General features: G+C 72.0%; 16 protein-coding genes. 8 read left to right on the top strand and 8 right to left on the bottom strand.

Annotated elements, in window-relative coordinates; translation table 11 throughout:
- Positions 1 to 36: 36 nt before the first annotated feature.
- On the bottom strand, positions 37 to 3297 hold the full coding sequence (locus tag FHR82_RS39155; protein ID WP_184815695.1) for an AfsR/SARP family transcriptional regulator: 3261 nt from the start codon (positions 3295 to 3297) through the stop codon (positions 37 to 39).
- A 358-nt stretch (positions 3298 to 3655) separates the two neighbouring features.
- Here FHR82_RS39155 and FHR82_RS47825 point away from each other — a divergent pair, with 358 nt between their 5' ends.
- From FHR82_RS47825 to FHR82_RS39130, 5 genes are all read left to right on the top strand, one after another.
- Positions 3656 to 4741 carry a SagB family peptide dehydrogenase gene (locus FHR82_RS47825; protein WP_184815694.1) on the top strand — a complete coding sequence of 362 codons (1086 nt, stop codon included), beginning with the start codon at positions 3656 to 3658 and terminating at the stop codon, positions 4739 to 4741.
- Positions 4742 to 4777: 36 nt separating this feature from the next.
- Positions 4778 to 6043: an MFS transporter gene (locus tag FHR82_RS39145; RefSeq protein WP_184815693.1), complete on the top strand. Its 1266-nt coding sequence runs from the start codon at positions 4778 to 4780 to the stop codon at positions 6041 to 6043.
- Between the two features lie 92 nt (positions 6044 to 6135).
- Entirely contained in the window at positions 6136 to 7275 is a 1140-nt protein-coding gene (locus tag FHR82_RS39140; RefSeq protein WP_184815692.1) for a GGDEF domain-containing protein, read from the top strand.
- Between the two features lie 18 nt (positions 7276 to 7293).
- Positions 7294 to 8445 carry a GGDEF domain-containing protein gene (locus FHR82_RS39135; protein WP_184815691.1) on the top strand — a complete coding sequence of 384 codons (1152 nt, stop codon included), beginning with the start codon at positions 7294 to 7296 and terminating at the stop codon, positions 8443 to 8445.
- A gap of 222 nt (positions 8446 to 8667) precedes the next feature.
- A complete protein-coding gene (locus tag FHR82_RS39130) occupies positions 8668 to 9507 on the top strand; it encodes a DUF1684 domain-containing protein (protein WP_184815690.1) in 840 nt (279 codons plus the stop codon).
- 10 nt (positions 9508 to 9517) lie between these two features.
- Here the strand turns inward: FHR82_RS39130 and FHR82_RS39125 are convergent, their stop codons facing one another.
- From FHR82_RS39125 to FHR82_RS39105, 5 genes are all read right to left on the bottom strand, one after another.
- Positions 9518 to 11458: an aldo/keto reductase gene (locus tag FHR82_RS39125; protein WP_184815689.1), complete on the bottom strand. Its 1941-nt coding sequence runs from the start codon at positions 11456 to 11458 to the stop codon at positions 9518 to 9520.
- Between the two features lie 388 nt (positions 11459 to 11846).
- On the bottom strand, positions 11847 to 13091 hold the full coding sequence (locus FHR82_RS39120) for a hypothetical protein (protein WP_184815688.1): 1245 nt from the start codon (positions 13089 to 13091) through the stop codon (positions 11847 to 11849).
- 213 nt (positions 13092 to 13304) lie between these two features.
- Positions 13305 to 14057, bottom strand: coding sequence for an SDR family NAD(P)-dependent oxidoreductase (locus tag FHR82_RS39115; protein ID WP_184815687.1), 753 nt, complete (start codon positions 14055 to 14057; stop codon positions 13305 to 13307).
- Positions 14054 to 14215, bottom strand: coding sequence for a hypothetical protein (locus tag FHR82_RS39110; RefSeq protein ID WP_184815686.1), 162 nt, complete (start codon positions 14213 to 14215; stop codon positions 14054 to 14056). The genes FHR82_RS39115 and FHR82_RS39110 overlap by 4 nt, the downstream gene beginning before the upstream one ends.
- Positions 14216 to 14329: 114 nt before the next feature.
- The gene (locus FHR82_RS39105; RefSeq protein ID WP_311771485.1) at positions 14330 to 17215 is read right to left on the bottom strand and encodes an ATP-binding protein; all 2886 of its coding nucleotides are present in this window, start codon (positions 17213 to 17215) and stop codon (positions 14330 to 14332) included.
- A 147-nt stretch (positions 17216 to 17362) separates the two neighbouring features.
- Here FHR82_RS39105 and FHR82_RS39100 point away from each other — a divergent pair, with 147 nt between their 5' ends.
- The gene (locus tag FHR82_RS39100) at positions 17363 to 18931 is read left to right on the top strand and encodes a S8 family peptidase (RefSeq protein ID WP_184815685.1); all 1569 of its coding nucleotides are present in this window, start codon (positions 17363 to 17365) and stop codon (positions 18929 to 18931) included.
- A 10-nt stretch (positions 18932 to 18941) separates the two neighbouring features.
- Positions 18942 to 20495: a S8 family peptidase gene (locus FHR82_RS39095; RefSeq protein ID WP_184815684.1), complete on the top strand. Its 1554-nt coding sequence runs from the start codon at positions 18942 to 18944 to the stop codon at positions 20493 to 20495.
- Between the two features lie 46 nt (positions 20496 to 20541).
- On the opposite strand, the gene FHR82_RS39090 is transcribed toward FHR82_RS39095, so the two are convergent.
- Together FHR82_RS39090 and FHR82_RS39085 are read right to left on the bottom strand one after the other, a co-directional pair.
- Complete coding sequence (locus FHR82_RS39090; RefSeq protein ID WP_184815683.1) at positions 20542 to 20820, bottom strand: hypothetical protein; 279 nt, start codon at positions 20818 to 20820, stop codon at positions 20542 to 20544.
- A gap of 73 nt (positions 20821 to 20893) precedes the next feature.
- On the bottom strand, positions 20894 to 22705 hold the full coding sequence (locus FHR82_RS39085; RefSeq protein WP_184815682.1) for a trypsin-like serine protease: 1812 nt from the start codon (positions 22703 to 22705) through the stop codon (positions 20894 to 20896).
- A 278-nt stretch (positions 22706 to 22983) separates the two neighbouring features.
- Here FHR82_RS39085 and FHR82_RS39080 point away from each other — a divergent pair, with 278 nt between their 5' ends.
- A complete protein-coding gene (locus FHR82_RS39080; protein ID WP_184815681.1) occupies positions 22984 to 25884 on the top strand; it encodes a glycosyl hydrolase in 2901 nt (966 codons plus the stop codon).
- Positions 25885 to 25911: the final 27 nt, after the last annotated feature.

Here is a 25911-nt window from a genome sequence, read left to right as displayed (position 1 = left end):
ACACGTGGCCGGCGCGCGATCGGTTCTCGGGACCGGTCACGGGATTGTGGCGACGGCTCGTCTGATCGCGTCGATCTCCGGGGTCGCGGGGCCCTGGAAGACCTCGAGCGATGTCTGCCACTCGCGTTTGGCCTGCTCGGGCTGTCCCTGTGCGAGGAGGGCGAGGCCCTTGACGTGGAGCGCCCGCGCCTGCCCGTAGGGCGAGTTGACCTCCTGGTGGATGGTGATCGCGTTGACCGCGTGGCTCAGTGCCTGGTCGTGGTCGCCCGTCTCGTGGGTGACCCAGGCGAGGAGGATCTCCGCGTCGCCACGTAATCGCAGGAGTTCCCCGTCGCGGGCGAGGTCCACGGCGCGGTGCGCGTGCTCCCTGGCGTCGGCCAGCTGGCCTTCGGCCTTCGCGATCGACGCCAGCTGGAGCGTGGCCTCCACGTGCGCCTTCGTGTAGTCGAGCTTCTCGGACATCCGGAGCGCGGACTCGGCGTGGGAGCGGGCCTGCGCTGTCAGGTCCAGCTCGTGGTAGATGCCGGCGAGGGAGATCAGGGAGTCGGTGATGTCGTACTCGTCGCCGAGTTCTTCCGCGAGGGCAAGGGCTTTGGTCCCGTTCGCGATCGAGGCGCTGGTGTTCCCCGTCTTCGAGTAGGCGTGTGCCAGCCCGCGCAGGGCCTCCGACTCCGAGTGCTGGTCGCCGCCCTGGCGGTGGCATTCGAGCGCGGTGAGGTGCTGTGCGATGGCGGCCTCGAACTCGCCCCGGCGGATCATGATCATGCCGAGGGTGGCGTGCGCGGCGCCCTTGGTCGAGCTGCTGGACCTGCCCTCGATCAGGTCGAACGCGGACAGCACGTACTTCTTGGCCGCGTCGAGCTGGTCGCGCCACTCCTCGAGGACGCCGAAGTTCAGCAGCGCCAGCAACTGCAGGTCGATGAAGCCGTGCTGTTCGGCCATGCGCAGGGCCTCGCCGATCTCGTCGGCCGCCTCCCGCAGGTACCCCTGTGTCGCCAGCGCCTCCCCGAGGGCGATGCGCGCCCGGGCTTCCCCCTCCGTCAGCCCCAGCTCGAGGTGGTGGCCCAGCTCGGCCCTGATGTGGGGGAGCGCCCGCTGCATGTCCCGGATGCGCAGGTACACCGAGGAGAAGGCGTAGTGCATCGCGGCCATCGCACGGCGGTTGCCTGCACTCGCCGCCGCTTCCAGCGCGATCTCGAAGGCGCCGAGGGCCTCGATCCGGTACTCGCCGTGGGTCACGACGTACGCGCGCAGCGACTCGGACAGGTACCAGGCGATCTCGACCGGTCCGTACCGGGCGGTGTAGCGGATCGTCGCGATCAGACTGGGTGCCTCGTCGCTCATCCATCGCGCGGCGTTCGCCACCGTGGGCGCCGGTTCGGCCGCCGCGATGCTGGGATGGGTGCGCGCCAGCCGGATCCAGGTCGGGTACAGGGCGTCCGCGGCCACGTCGGCGGTGGTGACGTAGTAACTGTGCAGCCGTGCGAGGGCGGCGTGCAGGTCGGCCGGGTCGTCCTCGGTGACGCACCGGTCGTGGGCGTAGAGGCGCACGAGGTCGTGGAACCGGTAGTGCCGGGGTCTGCCGGGCTGGATGAGGCTGGCCGCGGTCAGCTCGCCGAGCGACTGCTCGGCCTGGGCCGGGGACACGTCGGCCACGTGTTGCGCGCAGCTGCGGCAGAAGTCGGGCCCCGGCACGAGGGCGAGCCGCCGGAACAGGCGTGCCGCGTCGGCGCTGAGCGTGCGGTAGGACAGGTCGAACACGGCACGCACCGTGGCGCGCGGGTCGTCGGCGATCGTCAGCGCCGCGAGGCGGTCGTGCTGTTCCAGCTCGGTGATGAAGTCGGGCAGCGGGCGCGCGTTGTGCAGGTAGGTGGTCGCCGCGACGCGCATGGCGAGCGGCAGGTACCCGCACAGCTCGACAAGCTTCCGGATCTCGGTGTCGTGCGGCTGCGGGGAGTGGGACCGGACGGAGAGAATCGAGCGGACGAGCTGTTCGGCGTCCCGGGCGGACAGCGGCGTCAGTGACAGCAGCCGCGCCCCGCTCAGGGCGGACAGGCTCGGCATCTGCGACCGGCTGGTGATCAGGACCGCCGATCCCGGTGCGGCCGGGATCAGGTCGGTCACCTGTTTGGCGTTGGCCGCGTTGTCCAGGACCAGCAGGATTCGCCGGTCGGCGACCAGGCTGCGGTAGGTGTTGGTGAGGTCCTCGAGGTCGGTCGGGACCTGGCTCGACGGCAGGCCCAGCGCGGGCAGGATGCGGCTCAGCACCCGCGCCGGGTTCAACGGCATGTGCTCGGAGTACCCGTGCAGGTCGATGAACAGCTGGCCGTCGGGGAACCGGGTGCGCACCTCGTGCGCGAGCCGGATGGCGAAGGCGCTCTTGCCGACCCCCGGCATGCCGCTGATCACCAGCACGGGTGCGCTCGCACCGGCAGGCGCGGTCAACGCGGCACGCGCCGCGGCCAGGTCCCCGGCGCGCCCGACGAAGTCGCCGATGTTGGCGGGCAGCTGCGCGGGGGTGAGGCGCACCAACGTCTGCGCGGACGCGACGCCCGGCGCGCTGCCGTTCGTGTCGTCGAGGGTGTCCGTGAGCACCCCGTGCTGGGTGCGTTCGAGCTCCGCACCTGGCGTGATGCCGAACTCGTCCGCCAGGTACGCGCGTGCCTGGCGGTAGGCCGCGAGCGCCTCCACCCGCTTGCCCGACCGGTAGAGCGCCACCATCAGCTGCGACCAGACACGTTCGCGATCGGGGTGGCGCACGGTCATCGCACGCAGATCGGTGACCAGCTCCGTGTGACGGCCGACGTCCAGGTAGCCGTCGGCGCGTTTCTCCACCGCCTGGCCGTACTCCTCGACGAGCGCGTGCACGGCACGCGACTTCGCCGCGCTCGGCGCGAGACTGGCGAGGGGTTCGTCGCCCCACAGCGCCACCGCCTGGTCGAGCCGGTCGAGCTGTTCGGCGCCGCGCAGGGTCTCGGCGTCCCGCAGCAGGCGCCGGAACCGCAGCAGGTCCACCGCGTCGTCGGGTGCGGTGAGGCGGAACCCGTTCGGCATGGCCTCGATCAGGTCGGTCGCCACCAGCGTGCGGCGCAGCCTGCGGACGTACGCCTTCGCGCTTTCCCATGCGTCGCTGGGAGGTTCACCGTCCCACAGCCAGTCGACGAGCTCGCCGATGGGCACGATGTGGTTCGTGCGCAGCAACAGGGCGGCCAGGACCACCTGCTGGCTGCCCGCGGGCACGGCCACGGGTTCGCCGGCACGTAGAACGACGATCGGTCCCAGGACACGGAATTCCATCGCAGGCACCTCGCCGTTGCCCTCTCCCCGTGTCTGTCGGTGACCGCGGCTACCCAGCGCACACGCGTGGCTGCCGCCCGTTCACCGCAGGATAATCCGAACCCGACGGATCCCGTTAAGAGTCCGGCAAACTCGTGACCATGCTGCCGTTTCGCGCGCGACGGATCGGTAATCTTCGTGCGGTACCCTGGTCGCCAGCCAGGTTCGGGATGAGGAGCACGCGATGAACACGTCCGCCATCGACACCGTCGTCACCGAGTTATCCGAGGAATACCAGGCCGCCGAGGTCCTGAACGCGTGGGCCGAGCGGCCCGCGGATGATGACTGACCGGCCATCGATGACCCAGCCGACCAGGACGTGCACGACCCACGCCTGCGCATCTCTTCCTGTGGCGCGCTGCTGTGGCACGCTGATCAGCTTGTCTGGTACGACACCCTGACCCACCGGCGCTTCGCCATCGGCGGAGAGGCCGATGTCGTGCTGCGCTGCTTCACCACCTGGACCCCGCTGAGCAGGCTGCGCGGGCACGCCCGCGACGACGACCACGCCGAGTTCCTCGTCGCCATCGCTGAACGGCTGCGCACGGCCCACGTGCTCGTCACGTGGAAGTCCGAACGGCACCGCGTCGAGGACGCCAACCAGGACGCGTGGAGCCGCTGGGGCAGGCTCGTCGCCCTGTTCCACAACGAAACCCGCAACCTGCGCGACCAGCCGTTCATCTCGACCGACGCGGACCAGGAGCGGCTGCGGGACCGTCTCGACCACGAACCGCCGCCCCCGGTCAGCCGTGAACTGGTGACCGCGCACCGGGTTCCCCTCGCCGGCACGGACCCGGACGCGGTGTCGTGGGCACGCACCGACTTCCTGGACGTCCTGTCCCACCGCCGCAGCACGCGCCGCTTCAGCGGTGAACCCGTGCCGTTCGAGGCGATCAGTGCGCTGCTGCGCCGGGCGGGCGGGATCACCGGGCTCGACGAGCCGACCCAGACCGCGTTCAAGACCTCCCCGTCCGGGGGCGGCAGGCACCCCACCGAGATCTACCTCCACGCGCACCGGGTGACCGGGCTCCGCGGCGGGCTCTACCACCTGAACACGAGGCGGGACGAGCTCGAGCTGATCGGGCCGCCGCAGCCGCCGGACGCCCTCGTGCGACTGCTGGGCGACCAGGCCTGGGTGGCGGACAGCGGATGCCTCGTCTTCTACACCAGCGTGCTCGCGCGCAGCACGTGGAAGTACTCGACGCCGCGCACGTACCGCATGCTGCACCTCGACGCGGGCCACCTCAGCCAGACCGTGTACCTGCTGGCGGCGGCACTGGGGCTCGGCGCCACCTTCACCGCGGCGATGAGGGACGAGACCGTGGAAGACTTGTTGGGGATTGACGCAGCGGATGAATTGGTGATGGGCTGTTCAGTTATTGGGACGCCAACTCGCGCGACATAAGTTGGTCACGGAGAGTAGTCACTGGGGGGCGCTGGGTTGCCGGGGGATGGCCAGCCACACCACGACCGCGTCACCTACGCGGACATCTTCGCCGTACCCGAGTTCCGGGCCCTGTTCACCAGTCGCGCGCTGTCGACCATCGGTGACTACATCGCGCGTGCCGCACTGGTCATCGCGGTGTTCGCCGAGACCGGGTCCACCGCGCTGATGGGCATCACCTTCGCGCTGACCACGCTGCCGGACCTCATCGGCGGACCGGTGCTGGCGGGCCTCGCGGACCGGTACCCGCGCCGCATCGTCATGGTGGTGACGGACTTCGGGCGCGCGGTGCTCCTTCTCGTGATGGCGATCCCCGGGATGCCGCTGCCCGCGCTGTGGGCGCTCCTCTTCCTGGTGCGGCTGGTGGACGCGCCGTTCAACAGCGCCTACATCTCGACGATGTCCGTTGTGCTGCCGGGGAAACGGCTCGTCAGGGGCACCGCGGTCACGCAGCTGGTCAACCACATCGCCTACACGGTGGGCTATGCCGCCGGTGGTGTGATCGTCGGGCTGACCGGGTTGTCCGTCGTCCTGGTGTTCAACGCGGCCACCTTCGCCCTGTCCGCGCTCGCGATCCTGGTGGGCGTGTCGGCCCGGCCAGCCACCGCCGCCGCGGACTCCCCGTCATCCTGGTTCGGTTCCACGCGGGCCGCGCTCCGCCACATCGCCGCCCACCCGCGGCTGTGGCTGACCATGCTGTTCACGCTGCCCATCGCCGCCACGCTCGCGAGCGAGACGCTCGCGGCGCCCTACGCGGCGCAGATCGGCCAGGGGCCCGCGGTCGCCGGGGTGCTGATGGGTTCTGGTCCGGCAGGCATCGTCATCGGGCTCTGGTTGCTGCCCATGCTCATCCCGGACCAGCGCGTCCGGCACGTCGTGGTCCTGTCGGTCCTGTGCTGCGCGCCGCTGGTGCTGTTCTTCGTCGTGCCAGGGGTGTTTCTCGCGAGCCTGCTGGTCGTGGTCTCCGGTATCGCCCTGTACTTCTGGATCCCGCTCGCGGCCGAGTTCACCCAAGCCGTCCCGGACGACATGCGCGGGCAGGCGGTGGGCCTGATGACGACGATGATGCGGGTCACCCAGGGCGTCGCGATCCTGATCTTCGGGCTCGTCGCGACGAACGCCCTGTCGTCCACGGTGATCGCGGCCTCCGGGCTCGTCGGCACGGCGATCGTGGCCGTCCTGTCCGTGGCGTGGGTCCGGGCGAGCAGGCCCTCCGTGCCCGCGATGGGCACCGTCCCGCCGCGCGGCGGCACCGTGCACTGAGGCCTCCGGCACCGTCATCACCTATGGCAATCGCCATGTCGCTGTCCGTCATGTGTCCGTGAACTGTCCGTCCTGGTAAAGAACCTGGTCACATGGGCACAGGGGGAGCGGGGGGCAAGACCCACGTCCAGGACATGACCGCGGCGCTCGCCGTCTTGTTCGGCAGCACGGTCTGCGGAGTCGTACTGGCGTGGCCGGCGGTGCCGTCTGTCTGGTGGGGGCCAGGACAGACGGCACTGCCGCTCGTACTTTGCGGGGTGGCGCTGGCGGAGTGGGTCCGTCGCCGCACCCGGGCCACCGGCGGCTCGGGGGTGTCGGCCGTCTCGGTGTGGGTCGTCGGCGCCGTGGTGACGTTGCCGCTGGCCGCGATGCTGGTCGTGTCGTCGGTGCTGCTCGCACACGACGTCCTGCGGGGGCCGCGCCGCGGACCGAGGGCCGGTCGCGTGCCGGCGGCTCTGGCCGGTGCGACACTCGCCTGGTTCGCCTCGTCGGCGACGAGCGGTGTGCTCGCGGCGGTGCTCGCCGGACTGGTCTACCTCGCGGTGACGGAACTGTTCGCGGTGTCGCGCGAGGGGCAGAACGCGGTCTCCTGCGCGGCGCTCGGCGTGCTGCTGGGGCTGTTCGCGCAGTTCTCGCCGTTGGCCGTGGCCCTCGTTCTCCTTCCGGTGGCGTACCTGCACCAGTCCGCGCGTGGTCGCGCGCTGCGCTACGCGGCGGCGCACGACCCGAAGACGCGGCTGTGGAACCACGCGGCGTGGCAGACGCTCAGCAGCGCCGCGCTCGCGAGCCCGAGGACCCGTGCGCGCTCGGCCGTGCTGATGGTCGACCTGGACCACTTCAAGCGGCTCAACGACACCTACGGCCACCACGCGGGCGACGACGTCCTCGTGGGCGTCGCGCGGGTGCTGCGGACCAGCACCCGCCGCACCGACATCGTCGCGCGGTTCGGCGGGGAGGAGTTCAGCATCCTGCTCCCCGGCGTCACCGAGGAGCAGGCACGCCAGGCGGCCGAACGCATCCGCGACCAGATCGCCGCGCTGACCGTGCCCACCACCGGCCTCGACGGCAGCCCGACCACGATCCGCGGCGTGACCGCGTCCATCGGCGTCGCGACGACCGGGCACGCGCACAGGAGCGTCGACGCGCTGCTGGTGAACGCCGACCGCTGGCTGTACGAGGCGAAGGAACAGGGCCGCAACCGCGTCTGCGGGCCCGCGCTCACCGCGGCCTGACACCGGGAGGGGATCCGGATGGACCACACGCCGGTATGGGTGTACGCGGGACGCCTGCTCGCGGTGGCCGGTGTCGTGGTTGTCGCCGGTGCGGCGCGGATCTTGCCCGCCGAGTCGACCGACTGGGCACTGGCGTGCACGATCCTCGTGGCGGCGATCGCACAGTTCGAGCTCACCCGCCGCCTGCACGCGGGCCGCGACGACGAGACCGGCGGCGGTGTCACCGCGGCATGGACGATGGCGGCCGCGATCGCGGTGCACCTGACGCTGGCCATCGCACTCGTACTGGTCCTGCACCTCTACCGCCTCCTCCGCGAGCGGCATGGCGGCGGCGACCTGTTCGACGCCTTCACCGGCAACGCCAGCGCGGTGATCGCGGCCCACTTCGCGGCGTCGCTCGGGGCGTGGGCGACGCCGAGCCCACAGGCCGACACCCGTGGGGTGATCGCGATCGCGGCGGCGGTGGCCGCGTGGCTGGTGGTCGACCACGCGGTGGGTCTCCTGCGCCGGCGCCCCTCGGGCGGCGCGGCGGACCTCGGCCTGGACGCGGCGCTGCTGGCCACCGGGGCCATCGTCGGCGCACTCGCGCCGAGCGGGTTCCTGGTCGTGTTCGCCGCGGTCCCGGTCGTCGTCATGTTGCACGGCGCCGCGTTCACCCGGCAGCTGGCGGACGAGGCGTCGGTGGACCAGAAGACCGGGCTGGCCACGGCGGCGCACTGGCAGGCGGGTGCCGACCACGCGTTCACCGAGGGCCGTGGCCCGATCGGGGTGCTGATGGTCGACCTGGACCACTTCAAGCGGCTCAACGACACCCACGGCCACCGCGCGGGCGACGACGTCCTCGCCGCGGTGGGTGGCTGCCTGCGCACCCAGCTGCGCGGCATCGACCTGGGCGGCCGCTTCGGCGGCGAGGAGTTCACGGTGCTCCTCCCCGGCGCGGACGTGGCCGACACGATGAGCGCGGCGGAACGCATCCGCACCACGATCTCCGCGCTGCACGTCACGACCGTCGACAAGCACGGCCGCCGCGTCGTGATCAGCGACGTGACGGCGTCCGTGGGCGTGGCGGTCCACCCGTACGACGGCGCCACGGCCGACGAGTGCCTGCGCGTCGCGGACAGCCACGTCTACCAAGCCAAGCAGCAGGGCCGGAACACGGTCGTCGGCTGACGATCCGGACGAGTGGACAGTCACGAGCGGACGGTCAGCGGCGGGCGGAGCCGACGGCGGGTCGCGGTCGGCACCACGATGCCGGGCGTGGCCGGTTCCGGGGGCGAGGAACGGCACGCACCGTTCCGCCCATGCGTGATCGAGCCGTCCCATGATGCGATCGACGTTGCCGTCGAGGCGTCCGTGGCAGCATGCTCGGAGGGGACACCGAGCGGAGGCCCGATGAGCCCGGACACCACATACGCCAGTTCCGCCCGTTTCGTGCACCGGTGGCAGCAGTGGAAGGTAGCCAGGGAGCGGGAGCTGGCCCACCCGTACGGATGGCTGGCGCTGGTGTCCCTGGACTGGCTGTCCTACACCCCCCAGGAGTACCCGGGTGTGCCGGGGAAGTGGTGGCAGGACAACGATGCCGCCTACGTGGACCCGGACGGTGCGGAGTTGGCGGCCGAGGGCGCACCGCTGACAGGTGTGCACCGGTTCGAGCTGGTGAACAGTGGCGCCGGAGCCCGGGTGGCCTTCGGTGACGTGGAGATCGAGGTCGCCCGCCGGTCCGGCTACCTCGTCCGGGTGCACGACCCGAGCGCGCCCGCGCTGGCGTTGTTCGCCGGTGTCCCGACCTACGACCCGGACCCGGGATGGGTGGTGCGAGGGCGGTTCGAGCCGTTCGAGCGGCCCCGCCCGGTGACGGTCGGCGCGGTGGTCGAGGGGCTCAGCCACGTCTATGCCAGTCCCGGTGTCGTGCGGTTCGAGCACGACGGCGTGACCCACACGCTCACCGCCTTCAACGGGCTGGGCGGTGACGGGTTGAGCATCCTGTTCACCGACGCCACCAGTGGCGTGACCACCTACGCCGCGAACCGGGCGCTGGACGTGGAAAGCCAGGACGACGGAGAGGTGCGGCTCGACTTCAACCGGGCGCGCAACCTGCCCTGCGCGTTCACCGACTTCGCCACCTGCCCGCTCCCGCCCCCGGGCAACCACCTGCCGTTCGCGGTCACCGCGGGTGAGCTCCTGCCCTACGAACGCAGGCGCGACACCCCGGCACCCCGGCAGGAGTCCTGAAACGAGCCGGTCACCCGTCGGCCAGCCACGCCACCTGTTCCGGCGTCAGTGCCACCTCGAGTGCCCGCAGCGAGCCGTGGGTCTCCGCGAGGGTGCGCGGGCCGATCAACGGGAACGTCGCGAACGGCTGGTGCAGCACGAACGCCAGCGCGACCGCCGTCGCCGGGACACCGAGGTCCGCCGCCAGCGCCCGCGCCCGCTCCCGGCGGCCGAAGTTCGCCGCACTGTGGTAGCAGCGCGCCACTTCCTCGTCGTCGTTGCCCGCGAAGAAGCCCCGCGCCTGGCTGGACCACGGCAGCAGCGCGAGGTCGTGGTCGCGGAGCCAGGACTGTGATGCCGCGTCGGTCGCGTGGACGCAGCCCGGCCACGGCACCGCGTACGCCTCGGCGAGGCTGAAGTGGTTGCTGAGCGCGGCGAAACCCGCCCTGCCGTGCTGCCGCGCGTACGCCAGCGCCTCGTCGACGCGGTCCAGGGTCCAGTTCGACACGCCGTAGGCGGTGACCCGGCCCGCCTCGCGTTCCTCCGCCAGCACGTCGACGAACTCGCCGACCGGCACGTCGAGGTTGTCGCGGTGCATCAGGTACAGGTCGACGTGGTCGGTGCCGAGGCGGTCCAGTGATTCGGCGAGCTGGCGGCGCAGCGACTCCGGGTCACAGTGCGGGGTGTGCGCGCCCTTGCCGACGACCACCACGTCGTCACGGACGCCGCGGCTGCGGATCCACTTGCCCAGCAAGGGTTCCAGCATGCCCTCGCCGTAGATCCACGCCGTGTCGAACGTGTTGCCGCCCTGCTCGGCGAAGTCGTCGAACATGACGGCCGCGTGGGTCAGGTCGCGCTGGTTGTCCACGCCCATCACCAGGCGCGACACCGGCTTGGCGATGCCCGGCAGCGTGCCGGTCGCCATCTGCCGCCGCGGGGTGCCCGGCAGGGGCGGCACCTCCCGCTCCATCGGGTAGGTCAGGCCGATGGCGTGCCGCCAGCTGTCGAGGACCGTCGCGTTCCCGAGGCTGTCGGCCAACGACATCACCGGCGACTCGCGCGCGGCGAGGTGTTCGGCGACCGAGTCGGCCTCCAGCGCGTACTGCGCCGCCGGTGGCGTCGTGACCTCCCGGGCCTCCTCGTCCGCCAGGTGCAGCACCACCCGGCCGGGCGCGCCGTCGGGCGGCAGCCACGGGTCGGGCACCTCGGCGTACCCCTCACTGCCGTAGACCCGCAGCGCGTCGTCGGCGGCGACCCGGACGCCCGTGGCGACCTGTGCGACCAGCCCGGCACCGAAGTCGAGCGTCGCCACCGCCCACTCGTCGACGCCGGTCGCGCCGATCCGGCCTGCCCCGGTCACCGCGACCGGGTCCGCGAACGGCAGCCCGCGCGCCGCACCCGCGACGAGGCGGGCCGCGGACACCGGGTAGCCGCCGACGTCGAGGATCCCGCCGCCTGCCAGCGACGGCGCGAACAGCCGCCCTGCCGGGTCCGGCGTCGCCGCGAAGGAGAAGGACGCCTGGACGTGCGCGACCGTGCCGAGCACGCCGTCGCGGACCAGGTCGGTGAGCAGCCGCATCTGGGGGTGGTGCCGGTACATGTACGCCTCCATCAGGAAGACGTCGTGCCTGTGGGCCGCCTCGACGGCGGCCATGGCGTGCGCCCAGGTGACCGCGAGCGGCTTCTCGCACAGGACGTGCTTGCCCGCCTCGGCGGCGCGGATGACCCACTCGGGGTGCGCGGGGTGCGGGGTCGCGAGGTAGACGGCGTCGACCTCGGGGTCGGCGAGCAACTCCTCGTACGAGCCGTAGGACCGCGCGGCGCCGAACTCGTCCGCGAACGCCGCCGCCCTCGCCGCGTCCCGGCTGCCGACGGCGACCAGGCGCCCGGTGCGGGAGAGCGGTAGCTGCCGGGCGAACGTGCGGGCGATGCCGCCGGGACCGAGGACGCCCCAGTTCAACTGGTCGATCATGGTGTCGATGCTAGTGCTGTGCCCGCTGACGTTGGCCGGGATTGGTTCGTGGTTTGTTCTCGCCGGGTGGGTTTGCCTCCGGCGGCTCCTCGCCGGAGGGGCAGGTCTCTGGGATGGCAGGCAGCCTCGGGTGTGGTGTGGGGCTTGCGCCCCCCGGCGTCTCCCGCACCCTCACGACGTCTGTTGTGCGTGAAAGGCGCTTTCACGGCATTGGCCACGCTGTGAAAGGCGCTTTTCAGGGCACTCAACGGCCTCAACGCGCCTTTCACGGCAAATCCAGCCCACCCCGGGTACGGCGATCACCGTCGGCTGGCCGAACCCGCCGCAGGACCCGGCAAACGTCGGTGTACACAGCACTAGCCGCGCTCCGGGACCGTCTGGTCCTTGCTCAGCGCAGGTCCGGGTTCGGCTTGTACGACAGCATCAGCCGGTACGGGTGGAGGTCCCAGGTCTGCACCGCCCACATGGTCAGCCTGCCGTCGACGCGGGCGTGGTCGGCGTCGCGGGTGCGGGCGAAGCCGGCCTTGTCCGGGGTGGGCAGCGGCGGCAAGGTGTCCCAGAACTGCGCGCCGACCGGCACCGGTGAGGTCTCCACGACGCACGTCGGGTTGGCCCGGTCGCCGTCGTGCACCTGCAGGCACATCAACACGAACTTGTCCGCGCCATCGGCGGTGGCGGCGGTGCGCACGAGCAGCATCTCGGCCCGTTCGCCCGCGGCGACGGACAGCTCGCCGATCCAGTCGAACGCCGCGACGATGTCCTCCGACGTGATGCTCGTGTACGCCGTCTCGTCGCTGACCGGCGTGACCCGCACGGGCGGCAGGTTCGGCGACAACGTGAGCACGCCCTCCGCCGGGTCGAGCCAGGCCGCCTCACACGACTCGCTCTGGGTCACCGGGCGCCGGTCCGTTGCGCCGTGGCCCAGCTGCGCGCGCACCGCACCGGGGTCCGGCAGCCGCCAGAACGTCATCGTCTCGTTGACCGTCCACAGTGGCAGGAACGGCCCGATCGGCAACCCGATGGACACCGACACCGGCGATCCGAACGGCGGCAGCGCGGCGAACTCCGGGGCCAGCTGGGCGGTGGCCAGCACGTGCCGCAGCCAGCGCCGGGCGCGGCTCAGCGGGTGGTCGGGCAGCCGCTCGTCGAACCGGGGGTCGTCGGCGCGGTGCCAGGGCAGCTTGGGCTGGGTCTGCGGCGCGTAGGGGTGCGGGGCGTAGAACGCGTCGGGGTTCCCGGTCTCGCTGATGACGTCGGAGAGCACCATCGCCTCGCGGACCCCGGTGGTGGGCCCTTCGATCAGGAGCAGCTGCACCACGGCGCTGGCGGTCGCCTTGGGCACGGTGACCGAGGCGATGAAGGCCTGCCCCGGCCGGTCCGGCAACGGCACCTTGACCACCTGCAACAGGGCGGGCGACCCGTCGAGGGACACCACGAACGCCTCGACGAGCCCACCGAAGTCGGCCGTCTGCACGGCCAGCTCGTAACGCAGGCGCGGCACGTCGTCCAGACCCGCGGGCAGGTTCGGCACCAGGTCGAAGAACTGCACGGACATGCGGTCCCCGGTGGCCGGGTCGGCCCAGCTCGCGTCGCCGTCGGGCTGGAAACCCGCCGTGTCTGGAATGATCGACATACCCCGACCCTAGCTTCGCGGCATCGCGGTCACCGACGCGGTGCGTCCACAAGGCACAGTTCACAGTGGAATCGCGCACATCGCCCGCACAATGCGGTTGTGTTCCGGCCTCCGACTCCAGTGAACGACTGTGGCGCTGTCGTTCCGCTGTTCGACATGTCCGAGTCGTGTTCTCCCGCCGGCACTCACCGAGGTGTGCAACAGCGGGGCACGTCAGCGCAGGTAGGACGCGCCGTTGACGTCCAGGACGGCGCCAGTCGACCAGCGGGCGGCCGGGGAGGCCAGGTAGACGACGGCGGCCGCGACCTCCTCCGGCCTGGCGACCCGGTTGTGCGGGCTCTGTGCGCGGATCGCGGCCCCGCTGTCGCCGGAGAGCCGGTCGGCGACCCGGTCGGTCTCGACGAAGCCGGGTGCCACCGAGGTCACCGAGATCCCGTGCGGGGCGAGGGCCACCGCCAGCGACTGGCCGAGCGCGTGCAGGCCTGCCTTGCTGGCGCCGTACGCCGGTGCGTCCGGCTCACCGCGGAAGGCGCCGCGCGAGCCGACGTTCACGATGGCACCCTCGGCGCCCCGGTCGATGAGCCCGCGCGCGACGCAGTAGCTGAGGTTGGCCGCGCCGAACAGGTTCACGTCGAGGGTCTCGCGCCACGCCTGCTGCCAGGTCTCGTAGTCGGCGTCCGCCACCGCGTAGCCGCTCGTGACGACCGCGGCGTTGTTGACCAGTACGTCCACACCGCCGAGTGCGCTCGCCGCGGCCGCGGCGAGGTCCGCGACCTGCCGGGGGTCGGCGAGGTCACCCGACACCAGCGCGTGGCCGTCGCCGGGCAGTTCGGCGAGGGTCTGCTCCGCCTCGGCCCTGCGTGCCGAGTAGTGCACCGCCACCCGGTCCCCCGCACGGGCGAACGCCACCGCGATCGCCCGTCCGAGGTCACCGGACGCCCCGGTGACCAGGACACCCCGGCTCACGCGTCGCTCCCCAGCCGTCGCACGGCTTCCTCGGTGACTTTCCTGCCCACGTACTGGTTGTTCATCTTGGCGCCGCCCGTGCGAGAGGATTTGGTGCCGTAGTCGGCACGGAGGCCGCGCATCGGCAGCACCCGGAGCAGATCGTCCTTCGAAACCATGATCCTCAGGTTACTGACCGAACCACGGTGATCGGCGTATTGGGTCGGCGGTAGTCGGAGGCCCGTCCGGCGAGGACACACCACCCCGTGCAAGACGTCCGGCGAAACAGCAATCTAGAGCTGAAGCTGGTTGCGTGAACTGACACCGAGCTTGCGGAGCACACGCGCCGCGTGCTGTTCGACCGTGCGTGGCGACAGGAACAGGATCTCCGCGATCTCCCGGTTCGTGTGGCCGCCCGCGAGCAGCCGGGCCACCTCGATCTCCCTCGGGGACAGTTCGTCGCCGTAGCCGCGGCGGCCGCGGCGGGACGGTTTGCCGCTGCCCGCGCCGCGCAGCTGGTGGCGGCAGCGGGCCGCGTCGCGGGTGGCGCCGAGGGCGTCGAACACGTCCACGAGCGCGGACAGCTGTTCGGTCGCCTTGTCGGGGTCGGTCGGCAGCAGGCACTGCGCCTCGCGTTCCGCGACGGTCGCCGCGAAGTACGGGGCGGGCAGCGCTTCGTAGGCGGTCGCGGCCGTCCGGTACTGCGAGACGGCCTCGTCGAGGTCGCCGCGGTGCTCCGCCAGGCGGCCCCGGCACTGCGCCAGCGCCGCAACGCCGATCGGCACGTCCAGGCCCGCGAGTCCGGCGGTCATCTCGTCGACCAGCCGCGCCGCGTCCGCCTCTCGTCCGGCCGCGAGGTAGCAGGCCGCCGCGGCCGGGCCCAGCTCACCGATCCACGCCCAGACACCCTTGTGCCGCAGGATGTCCAGGCCGCGGTCCACGTGGTCGCAGGCGGCCGCCGGGTCGTCCTGCGCCAGCGCGTTCCACGCCAGCCCCGCGCACCCGGCGATCGCCACCTGGCTGATCGCCTCCTCCGGCGCGAACGCGCCCGTCTCGGTGAAGTGGCTGGTGGCGGCCGCCCACTCGCCGCGGGTCACCGCGAGCGAGCCGAGCACGAGGCACAGCTCGCTCGCCACCGGGAACAGGTCGCGGTACTCGTCGAGCATCCGGTGGGCGCGGTCGGCCAGACCGTCCCACCGGCCGGTGAACCAGTCGAGGCGCGCCTGCGTGGACCGGGCGGTGCTCACCACGAACGTGGCGCCGCAGTCGGCCGCCGCGCGCAGCCCGTCGCGCAGCAGGTCACCCGCGAGCCGCAGGTGACCGGTCACCGCGCACGCGTCGCCGAGGTTGCAGCGCAGCCGGGCGAGGTGGTGCCGCTCGCCGACGGTCTCGACCTCGTCCGGGATCTCGTGGAGGCTGGTGAGCACGGTCGGGTCGCCGACGTGCATGCGGGACCCGAACTCGTTGGCCAGCAACGTGAGCCGCAGCTCGCCGTCGGCGTGCGCCCGGTACTCGGCGAGCCGCGCCAGCCACGGCCGCAGGTCGTCGAGCGACGCCTGGCCGACGTAGGACAGCGCGAGCACCGCCGTGCCGCGCGCGGCGAGGTCCGGCCGCTCGGTGAGGTCGTTGATGGCCCGCTCGATCTCGGAACGGGCCGCGACCAGGCCGCCCGCCTGCCGAAGGAGCAGCAGGCCCCGGTACAGCCGCACCTCGCCACGCACGGACGTGGACAGCCGGGGGTCGCCAAGCAGCCGCTCGAGCGTCTCCGTCGGGTCGCGCTGGTCGAGCCCGGTGTGCGCGATCTTGCCGAGCTTGATCGCGAGCCGGTCCACGTGCTCAGCGGGCAGTGCGGGCTCGTTCAGCAGCCGCTGCAGGAGCGCGGTCGTGGTGGCCGCGTCACCCACCTCGGCGGCCCGGTCGGCGGCCGCCTCCCCGTAGGTGAGCCACGCCGTCATCCGGCCGGCCTGTTCGCTGTGCTCGGCGAGCTGCCGCAGCGGTTTCGGCGTCACCCGGTCGAGCGCGTCGATGGCGCGGTCGTGCAGGTGCACGCGGTCGGGCCCGCCGATCGTGTCGTACACCGCCTGCCTGGCGAGCGAGTGCCGGAACCCGTACCGGCCGCCGTCCTGCTCGTAGAGCACGTGCCCGGCGAGCGCGTGGGTGAGCGCGGCACGCAGCCTCGGCTCCGGCACCCCCGCGACCTCGCCGAGCAGTTCGGCGTCGGCCGGCACCCCGAGCACGGCGGCGGCCTGCACCAGCCGGGTCGCCTGTGTCGGCAGGGCGGCGAGCCGTTCGGCCATGGCGTCGCGCAGCAGGACGGGTACGGCCACGGCGTCCAGCAGCCGCCGCGCGGTCGCGCCGTCGGCGTGCACGGCGCCACCGGGGTTGCGCAGCGCACGCAGGGTTTCCTCGACGACGAACGGGATCCCGGCGGTCCGCTCGTGCAGCCGGGCCGCGAACTCGGCGGACACCGTCTCCTCGCCGAGGATCGCCTCGGTCAGCGCGCGGACCTCGGCGACGGTCAGCGGCGCGATCTCCAGCACGACGCTGACCACCCCGGCGGGCGGCCGGTACGCGGCACCCAGCGGGAGCCCGCCCGGCACGTCCTCCCGCCGGTAGGTGACGACCGTCGTCAGGGCCGGGGGCGGGTCGCTCATGAGGAACCGCAGCAGCTGCCGGGTGCCGTCGTCGGCCCACTGCAGGTCCTCGATCGCGAGCAGCAGCGGCCCGAGCGCACCGGTCAGCTCCCGCACGGCGCGGAACAACCGGTGCCGCTCCGCGCGGGGGTCGCCGATCGGGCCGGGTGGCGGCGGGAGGTACTCGGCGATCTCGGGCAGCAGCGGCCCGAGCACACCGGTGACCGGGCTGAGCGCGGGCCGCTGCCCGTGTCCCTGCGCGAGCCGTGACCGGGCGCCGCGCAGCGCCTCCAGCACCGCCCCGTACGGGAACGGCTCGCCCAGTTGCCTGCAGTGGCCGACCAGGGGAGTGGTGGGTCCCAGATCGGAGGAGAGCACCTCCACGAGCAGCCTGCTCTTGCCGACCCCGGCTTCGCCCTCGATGAGCACGACGGCCGGGTGCAGCACCGCCACCGCGTGCAGGGACGCGAGTTGGTCACCTCGCCCGACCAGCACCGGGGAGCTGGTGCGGATGCGTGGCCTGGCCGGTCGTCGAGCGCGGGCCACGGACTCTCCTCTCGCCGCGAAAGTCGGGTATCCCTACGTACTGAAACACGGATTGTTCACGAAGGGGTCACCGGCTGATCGTGTTCGCGTGGCTGTACGTCATCAAGCCCCTGCTCAGCAGCCACGACAGCGAAAGGGAGTTCTCCCATGCGACACGATCGCAAGACCAGGCCGGCCTCTGTGGCCGGTGTGGTGGCCGGTGCGTGTGCACTGGCCGCGGGTGTGCTGGCCACCCCCGCGGCCGCGGCGCCCGGCGGCTCGATCTTCGCGGCCGCCGACCCCGTCGCGGGCAGCTACGTCGTCGTGCTGAAGGACGGCGACGCGGGCGCGACGGCCACGAGGAACGCGACCGCCGCGCTGGCCCGCGAGTACGGCGCCACCGTCACGAACACCTACACGGCCACCGTCCGCGGGTTCGCCGCGAAGCTCGACGAGGCCGGGGCGCGCAAGCTCGCGGCCGACCCGGCCGTCGCGTACGTGCGGCAGGACGGCATCGCGCGGATCACCGGCACCCAGGAGAACGCGACCTGGGGCCTGGACCGCGTCGACCAGCGCAACCTCCCGTTGGACAGCCGCTACACGTACCCGAACACGGGCTCCGGCACGACCGCGTACATCCTGGACACCGGTGTGCACAAACAGCACCCCGACCTCGAGGGCCGGGTCGCCGACGGCTACGACTTCATCGACAACGACGGCGACGCGTCGGACTGCCAGGGCCACGGCACGCACGTGGCGGGCACGGTCGGGTCGAGGACGTGGGGTGTCGCGAAGCGGGTGAAGCTGGTCAGCGTCCGGGTGCTGAACTGCCAGGGCTCCGGCCAGTACTCGCAGATCATCGCGGGGATCGACTGGGTGGCGCGCAACGCGGTCAGGCCCGCGGTGGCGAACATGAGCCTCGGCGGCGGCGCGGACTCCACGGTGGACAACGCGGTGAAGCGGGCGATCCAGGCGGGCGTCACGTTCGCCGTGGCGTCCGGCAACGCCAACACCAACGCGTGCTCGACCTCGCCCGCGCGCGTGCCGGAGGCGATCACGGTCAACGCGACCGACAACCAGGACAACCGGTCTTCGTTCTCGAACTACGGCTCCTGCACCGACATCTTCGCGCCCGGCACGAACATCACCTCCACCCGCAACGGCGGCGGCTCGACCGGGATGAGCGGCACGTCGATGGCCACCCCGCACGTCGCGGGCGCGGCGGCGCTGTACCTGACCGCGAACCCGTCGGCGACGCCCGCGCAGGTGCGGGACGCGCTCGTGAACAACGGCACGCAGAACGTGGTGAAGAACCCGGGGTCCGGCTCCACGAACCGGTTGCTGTACGTCGGTTTCATCGGTGGCGGCGACCCCGGCCCCGACCCGACCTGCACCGGCGGTACCAACGGCGACGACGTGTCCATTCCGGACGCGGGAGCGGCCGTGACGTCGGCCGTCACCCTCGCGGACTGCACCGGGAACGCCACCTCGGCCACCAAGGTGAAGGTGGACATCGACCACACCTACACCGGTGATCTGCTGCTGGAGCTGGTCGGCCCGTCGGGGCGCGCCTACACCCTCAAGCAGGCGGGCGGTGCCAGTTCGTCGGCGGGCGTGCACGAGACGTTCACGGTGAACGCGTCGAGCGAGGCGCGGACCGGGACGTGGCGGCTGCGGGCGACCGACACGCTGCGCTACGACACCGGTTCCATCGACACCTGGACGCTGACCTTCTAGGGAGAACCGCATGCAGCGCAAGGCTTTTCTGAGCAGCGGCATCTTCGCCGCGCTGGTGGCGTCCGGCATCTTCGCCACTCCCGCGGTGGCGTCCGGGGCCGCCGCCGACTTCGTCCACGCGTCCCGGCCCGCTGGCGGCGGCAGCTTCATCGTGTCGCTCGCGCCGGGCGTCGCGTCGGCGTCGGCGACCGCGTCGACCCTCGCCGAGCGGTACGGCGGCGACGTGGAGTTCGTGTTCACCGCCGCGATGCGGGGCTTCCACGCGACCGGCCTGTCCGACGCGCAGGCGCGCAGGCTCGCCGCCGATCCCGCGGTGCGCGAGGTGTTCCAGGACGGAACGGCCACCGCGGCGGACACGCAGAACAACGCCACGTGGGGCCTGGATCGTACCGACCAGCGGGACCTGCCGCTGGACACGAAGTACACCTACACCGGCTCCGCGTCGAACGTGACGGTGTACGTGACCGACACCGGCATCAGGACCTCGTTGTCGGAGTTCGAGGGCAGGGCCAGTGTCGGCGCGGACTTCGTCGGCGACGGCCAGAACGGCATCGACTGCTCCGGGCACGGCACCCACGTGTCCGGCACGATCGCCGGGAAGACGTGGGGCGTCGCGAAGGGCGCGAAGCTCGTCTCGGTGCGCATGCTCGGCGAGAGCTGCGGCAACAGCGCACCGGACTCGGCGGGTGTGCGGGCGATCGAGTGGGTCACGCGGAACGCGGTCAAACCCGCGGTGGTGAACGCGAGCTGGACGTTCGACAGCGCCGACATCGGTGACGAGGCGATCGCCGGGATGCTGTCGTCCGGGGTCCAGCTGGTGGCGGCGAGTGGCAACAGCGCCACGAACGCGTGCGGCACCGGCCCGGCGAACGTCCCGGAGATCGTCACGGTGAACGCGACGAGCCGGACCGACGCGCGGGCGTCCTTCTCGAACTTCGGTTCGTGCACGGACATCTTCGCGCCGGGCGACGGCATCACGTCGTCGTCGCTGTCGGAGGGTGGTTCGGCGGTCATGTCGGGTACGTCGATGGCGTCCCCGCACGTGGCCGGGGTCGCGGCGCTGTACCTGTCCGCCAACCCGTCGGCGTCCCCTCAGGCGCTGCGGGACGCGCTGGTGGCGGGCGCGACCGACGGGAAGGTGACGAACGCGGGCAGCGGCTCGCCGAACAAGTTGCTGTACAGCGGTTTCCTCTCGGGCGGACCGGAGCCGGAGCCGTGCACGGGTGGCGCGAACGGCGCCGACGTGGCGATCCCGGACAACGGCACCGCGGTGACATCGCCGGTCTCGTTGAGCGACTGTGCCGGCAGCGGCACGGCGACGACGAAGGTGAAGGTGGACATCGTGCACACCTACACCGCTGACCTGGACGTCGCGCTGGTCGGCCCGTCGGGTCGCGAGTACGTGCTGCGGCGGGCCGGTGGCATCGGCAGTTCCCTCGGTGTGCACGAGACGTACACAGTGGACACGTCGGCCGAGACGAGGAACGGCACGTGGCGGCTGGCGGTGACGGATGTCTACACCTACGACACCGGCACCGTCGACGCGTGGACGCTGACGTTCTGACCCGGTGACAGGAGCGCCCCGAGGCCGCGTGCCTCGGGGCGCTCCGTCATCTCCTGCTGGGCAGCAGCAACCCGGACAGCCTGCCGGTGGCCAGCCCGAGCACGTCCTCGAGCACCGTGATGTCCGCCGCGGACACCGCCAGGTCCGGCCGGACCTGCCCGCGCCGCCAGTGGTTCAGCGTCGTGAGGCTCACCCGCGCGCCGCGTTCCGACAGCCGGTCGCACAGGTGGTCCAGCCGCAGCCCGCTGCGCGCGATCGCGTGGGCGAGCACCGCGGGAAAGGTCTCCAGCACCAGTACCTGCGCCTGGCGCGGCATCTCCGTCATGTCCGGCCTCCTCGAGCACGGGGAAGGCGGCAGGTCCCGGAGAGCACGGGACCTGCCGCCGATCGTGGGGAGCTCAGCCCAGGCGGGTGACGGTGAGCGTGAACGTCACGGTGCCGGACTTCCCGTCGGCCGCAGTGACGATGACCGTGACCGGGTAGGTGCCGACCGGGGTCGAGAAACCGGTGAACACGTAGGCGTTGCTCGTGCCGCCCTGACCGATGGTGGCCGGGTTGAACTGCACCCGGGCGCCCGAGGGCAGGCCGGTCGCCGACAGCGTGAGGCCGCCCGTGCCGCCGGCCGCCGAGACCTGTGTCTGCACGAACCCGCCCTGCCACGTCGAACCGGACGCCGGCGACGCGGTCACCCGCACGTCACCGACGGGCGGTTCGCCGCCGGTCACCGTCAGCGTGACCGTGGTGGTGGCGGCCGTGCCGCCGGCCGCGGTGCCGGTGACCGTGACCGGATAGGTGCCAGCCACGGCGTTCGCGGCCGCGTCGAACGTCAGCTTCGCGTTCGAGCCGGTGGTGATCGACGACGGCTGGAACACCGCGCGGACGCCGTCAGGCACCCCGGACGCGGTCAGTGCCACGGTGGCCGGCCCGCCTGCGCTGGTGATGGTGGTGGCGGCGTTGCGGCCCGCCGCGACCGTCACCGAGGACGGGGTCGCGCCGAGGGTGAAGTCGCCGGGCTCCGGGTCGCCGCCGCCGGTCACCGTCAGTGTGAAGGCGGTGGTCGCGGTGGTGGTCCCGGACGCGGAGACCGTCACCCGGTAGGTGCCGTTGGCGGCGTTCGCGGCCGCGTCGAAGGTGAGCTTGCTCGTGCCACCGGTGGTCACCGACTCCGGCTGGAACACCGCCGTCACCCCGGCGGGCAGGCCGGTCGCCCCGAGCTTCACCGGCGCCGGGCCATCCGAGCCCACGGTGGTCTTGGCGGTCACCGACAACGCCCGGCCCGCCGCGACCGACCCGTTCGCCGGTTCGACCGACACGCCGAACTCGGCGGGTGGCCGCGGGTCGCCGACCTGCTGGCGGACCCAGTCGCCCATGTCGTTGGTGAGCCGCGCGTAGACGCTGTACCAGCGGAAGTCCGACCGGCTCCACGACGCGAGGCCGATGATCTTGCCGTCGACGACCAGCGGGCCGCCGCTGTCGCCGGGCAGGATCGTGGTGCGGCCGTCCGCGTAGCCCGCGCAGATCATGGTCGCGGCCTTGAACCCGGCCCCGACGCCGTTGCACACCTGCGTGCCGTTGACGATCGGCAGCGTCGCCTTGTCCAGCGTGACGTCGCCGGGCACGTCGTCGTGGGTCTTCTTGCCGTAGCCGAACCCGGTGCCGTTGCGTCCCGGCGCCTCGAGCCCGGCGTCCGCCGACGTCGCCACCGCCGGGTAGGCGGCCCCGCCCTTGAGGCGGAGGTCGCGGTCGACGGTCACGACGGCGACGTCGTAGCCCTGGTCGAAGTTCACGTAGCTCGGGTGCTTCTTGTACTCGACGACGCGGGCCTGCAGGCCGTCGCCGTTGCCGCCGTCGAAGTCGGCGAGGTCGTCGAGCCCGTAGACGAAGCTCTTCTCCCCGGCGGCGTCCGCGCAGTGCGCGGCGATCACGATCTTGCGGGGCGCGACGACTGTGCCCGTGCAGGTCTGGCCTTCGGGTCTCGTCCCGCCCGACCGGATGCCCGCGACGATCCCGGGGAACTCGTCGACCGTCGCGGCCTGTCCGTTGTAGAACGACGGCCGCACGTCGTCGAACCCGGCCGGTGTGTTGTCGCCCTCGAAGGTGGCGGCGGGCGCGTTGTCGCGGGTGTGGCCCTGCGGTGCCGCACCGGCCACCCCGGCGAGCGGCACGAGTGCGACGGCCGCCACCAGCGCCGCCAGCGTTGTTCGTTTCACGGTGGTTCCTCTCCTGGTCCCAGAACACGCGCCCCAGGGCAGGGATCGGCACGGTTCACTGCTCGCCACTGTCGGGTGGGCGGAGGAGGGGAACAATCAGGGAACGCATCAGTAGGGGTACGGCAATTAATCGGCCCCTCAGCGGGTAAACAGGCAATTCGGACGGTTGACCCTCGGGCGATCCGCCTGCTAGACAGTGTGAGAGCGCTTCCACGGTCCTCGCCACTTCTTCCTGCACGCGAGGTCCGCCCTGCACCCCTGCTCAAAGGAGAGCCCTCATGCGCAACCGCTCCGGACCGCGCACGATCGCCGCGGTGGCAGCCGCGGCGATCGTCGGTACCGCGTTACCCCTGCTCGTGACCGCGCCCGCAGGCGCGGAACCAGTCGGGGCGGGCAGCTACACCACGGCACTACCCCCGGGTGCCGCGCTGCCGACCGCGTGCGGCGACATCGCCACCAACCCCCGCAAGCACCTCACCGCGAACGCCCCGGCGGGCCCGGTGCCGACCAACGACTGGTGGTCCTCACTGGTCTACAAGCGCACCGAGTGCGCGTTCTCCGACAACCTGATGGCCCACCCGTTCTCCTTCGACACGGTCGCGGGCGGGCTCGGCGTCGACTACGCCACGACGCCCACCATCACCGGCACGCCGACCACGGTGGGGGAGTACCACTTCCAGTACGGCGCCGACTTCACCATCGGCGTCGCGGGCCTGAACGCCACAGAGTCCAAAGTGGATGGTTGGACCGACTGGACGGTCAGCCCGTACTGGTCCGACGGCACCCGCACCCTGCGCGCCACGATCGGCCACGGCTCGCCGTTCGTCCACGCGCGTGCGACCGGCGGCAACGCGTTGCTGAGCTTCGCGAGCGCGCCCGCCGTGTGGGACCGCACCGGCAGCCGGATCGGGTTCACCGTCGACGGGCACTCCTACGTCGCCTGGGCGCCGTCCGGTGCGCAGTGGACGACCTCCGGCGGCTCGATCTCGTCGAACCTCGGCGGCAAGGACTACTTCTCCGTCGCCGTGCTGCCCACGACCGCGGGCAGCAGTGACGCGGACCGGGTCAGCCTGGCGAACGCGTTCGGTCCGTACGCCCACAACCACCTCACCGGCACCGCGGTGTCCTGGGACTACGACGAGTCGGCGAGCACCGTGCGCGCCACTTACCGGTTCACGACCGAGGCCCGCGAGGGCACCGGCACCGGCACGGTCGTCGCGCTGTACCCGCACCAGTCGCAGAACCTCGCGGGCGGCAACCCGATCGCGCAGACCTACCTGTCCCCGCGCGGACCGATGAAGGTCCTCGTCGGCGCGAGCTCCTTCACCACGGACACCCGCTACCACGGTGTGCTGCCCGAGGTGCCCGCGGTCGCGATGACCGGTGGCGACCTCGCCACCCTCAACGGCTACCTCGACCAGGCCGCCGCGGGTGACCCGCTGGCCGGGTTCGGCAACGACACCTACTGGACCGGCAAGGCACTGGGCCGCGCCGCCCGGCTCGCCGAGATCGCCGACCAGGTCGGCCGCACCGACGTCCGCGACAAGATGCTCGGCGCGATCCGCGGCAGGCTCACCGACTGGTTCACCGCCTCGGCAGGCAAGTCCGAGCGGGTGTTCTACTACGACCGGAACTGGGGCACGCTGATCGGCTACCCCGCCTCCTACGGCTCGGACACCGACCTCAACGACCACCACTTCCACTACGGCTACTACATCGCGGCGGCCGCGACGCTCGCCAAGTTCGACCCGGCCTGGGCGGCCGACAGCCAGTACGGCGGCATGGTCGACCTGCTGATCCGGGACGCGAACAACTACGACCGCGGTGACACGAAGTTCCCGTTCCTGCGCGACTTCGACATCTTCGCCGGGCACGACTGGGCGGCCGGGCACGGCGCGTTCTTCGCCGGCAACAACCAGGAGTCCTCGTCGGAGGGCATGAACTTCGCGAACGCGCTCATCCAGTGGGGCCAGGCCACAGGCGACACCGCGGTGCGGGACGCGGGCCTGTACATCTACACCACGCAGGCCAGCGCCATCCAGAACTACTGGTTCGACCCGGACGACCAGGCCTTCCCGGCGGGCTTCGAGCACTCGACGGTCGGCATGGTCTGGGGCGACGGCGGCGCCTACGCCACCTGGTTCACCGCCGACCCGGAGAAGATCCACGGCATCAACATGCTGCCGATCACGGGCGGTTCGCTGTACCTCGGCCACGACCAGGACTACATCGACCGCAACGTCGCCGAGATCGTCCGCAACTCGGGCAGTCAGGTGCCCCGGTCGTGGGCGGACATCATCTGGTCGTTCCAGGCGCTGTCCGACCCCGATGCGGCGCTGGCCGCGTTCCGGGCCAACTCCGGCTACACCGTGGAGGAGGGGGAGAGCCGCGCGCACACGTTCCACTGGCTGCGGAACCTCAGTGCGCTCGGCCAGGTCGACACGGGCGTGACCGCCGACCACCCGCTGCACGCGGTGTTCACCAAGGGCGGTGCCCGCACCTACGTGGCCACCAACCTCGGCGCGTCGGACCTGACGGTCCGGTTCTCCGACGGCACGACGCTCACCGTGCCGCCGGGCAAGACCGCCACCACCGGCGCGCACAACTGGTCGGGCGGTGGCACGGTGCCCGGCGATCCTGGTGATCCGGGCGACCCGACCGATCCGCCGGTGACGAGCCCGGTGCTGGCGCTGGTGAGCCCCGGCAAGCTCACCACGGCGGGCGGTACGGGCGCCGTCTCGGACTCCATCGCCGCCGCGGGCGGGGCCAACCACGACGGCACCCCGGCCAACGCGACGGTCTACCAGGCGTGCGGCATCACGGGCACCCACGACCCGTCCCGGCAGACGAAGTTCGCGCTGCGGCTGGACTCCGGGACCGCGGTCGCGAACGGTGTCCAGGCGCGGATCTCCTATGACCCCACCGGTTCCGGGACCTATCCGCGCACGGAGACCTACCACTACTTCGCCACGGATCCGGTGGCGGGATGGGAGACCTACACGCAGGACCGGGGCCGCGCGGCTCAGACCGGCGCCCCGGTCAACCTGAACAACGGGTGTGTGCGGCTGGAGGTGTGGAGCGCGATCGGCACCGCACCGACCGCGCTGCGGACCAGCGCCACCGTCGCCGAGGGCACCCGGTCGGTAGTGGAGATCCCGTACACGGTCAGCACCCGGTGAACGCTCCGGCTGGTCCCGCGGTGGGGC

Source organism: Actinophytocola algeriensis (genome assembly GCF_014203735.1).
In the GTDB taxonomy this organism is placed as follows: Bacteria; Actinomycetota; Actinomycetes; order Mycobacteriales; family Pseudonocardiaceae; genus Actinophytocola; species Actinophytocola algeriensis.
This window is presented reverse-complemented; position numbering and strand designations above follow the sequence as displayed.

Bases quoted from the DNA above. Each gene is read 5' to 3' on its own strand.
- FHR82_RS39155 (WP_184815695.1), bottom strand. From the start codon at position 3,297: ATGGAATTCCGTGTCCTGGGACCGATCGTCGTTCTACGTGCCGGCGAA.
- FHR82_RS39140 (WP_184815692.1), top strand. From the start codon at position 6,136: ATGGGCACAGGGGGAGCGGGGGGCAAGACCCACGTCCAGGACATGACC.
- FHR82_RS39135 (WP_184815691.1), top strand. From the start codon at position 7,294: ATGGACCACACGCCGGTATGGGTGTACGCGGGACGCCTGCTCGCGGTG.
- FHR82_RS39130 (WP_184815690.1), top strand. From the start codon at position 8,668: ATGAGCCCGGACACCACATACGCCAGTTCCGCCCGTTTCGTGCACCGG.
- FHR82_RS39125 (WP_184815689.1), bottom strand. From the start codon at position 11,458: ATGATCGACCAGTTGAACTGGGGCGTCCTCGGTCCCGGCGGCATCGCC.
- FHR82_RS39120 (WP_184815688.1), bottom strand. From the start codon at position 13,091: ATGTCGATCATTCCAGACACGGCGGGTTTCCAGCCCGACGGCGACGCG.
- FHR82_RS39110 (WP_184815686.1), bottom strand. From the start codon at position 14,215: ATGGTTTCGAAGGACGATCTGCTCCGGGTGCTGCCGATGCGCGGCCTC.
- FHR82_RS39100 (WP_184815685.1), top strand. From the start codon at position 17,363: ATGCGACACGATCGCAAGACCAGGCCGGCCTCTGTGGCCGGTGTGGTG.
- FHR82_RS39095 (WP_184815684.1), top strand. From the start codon at position 18,942: ATGCAGCGCAAGGCTTTTCTGAGCAGCGGCATCTTCGCCGCGCTGGTG.
- FHR82_RS39090 (WP_184815683.1), bottom strand. From the start codon at position 20,820: ATGACGGAGATGCCGCGCCAGGCGCAGGTACTGGTGCTGGAGACCTTT.
- FHR82_RS39080 (WP_184815681.1), top strand. From the start codon at position 22,984: ATGCGCAACCGCTCCGGACCGCGCACGATCGCCGCGGTGGCAGCCGCG.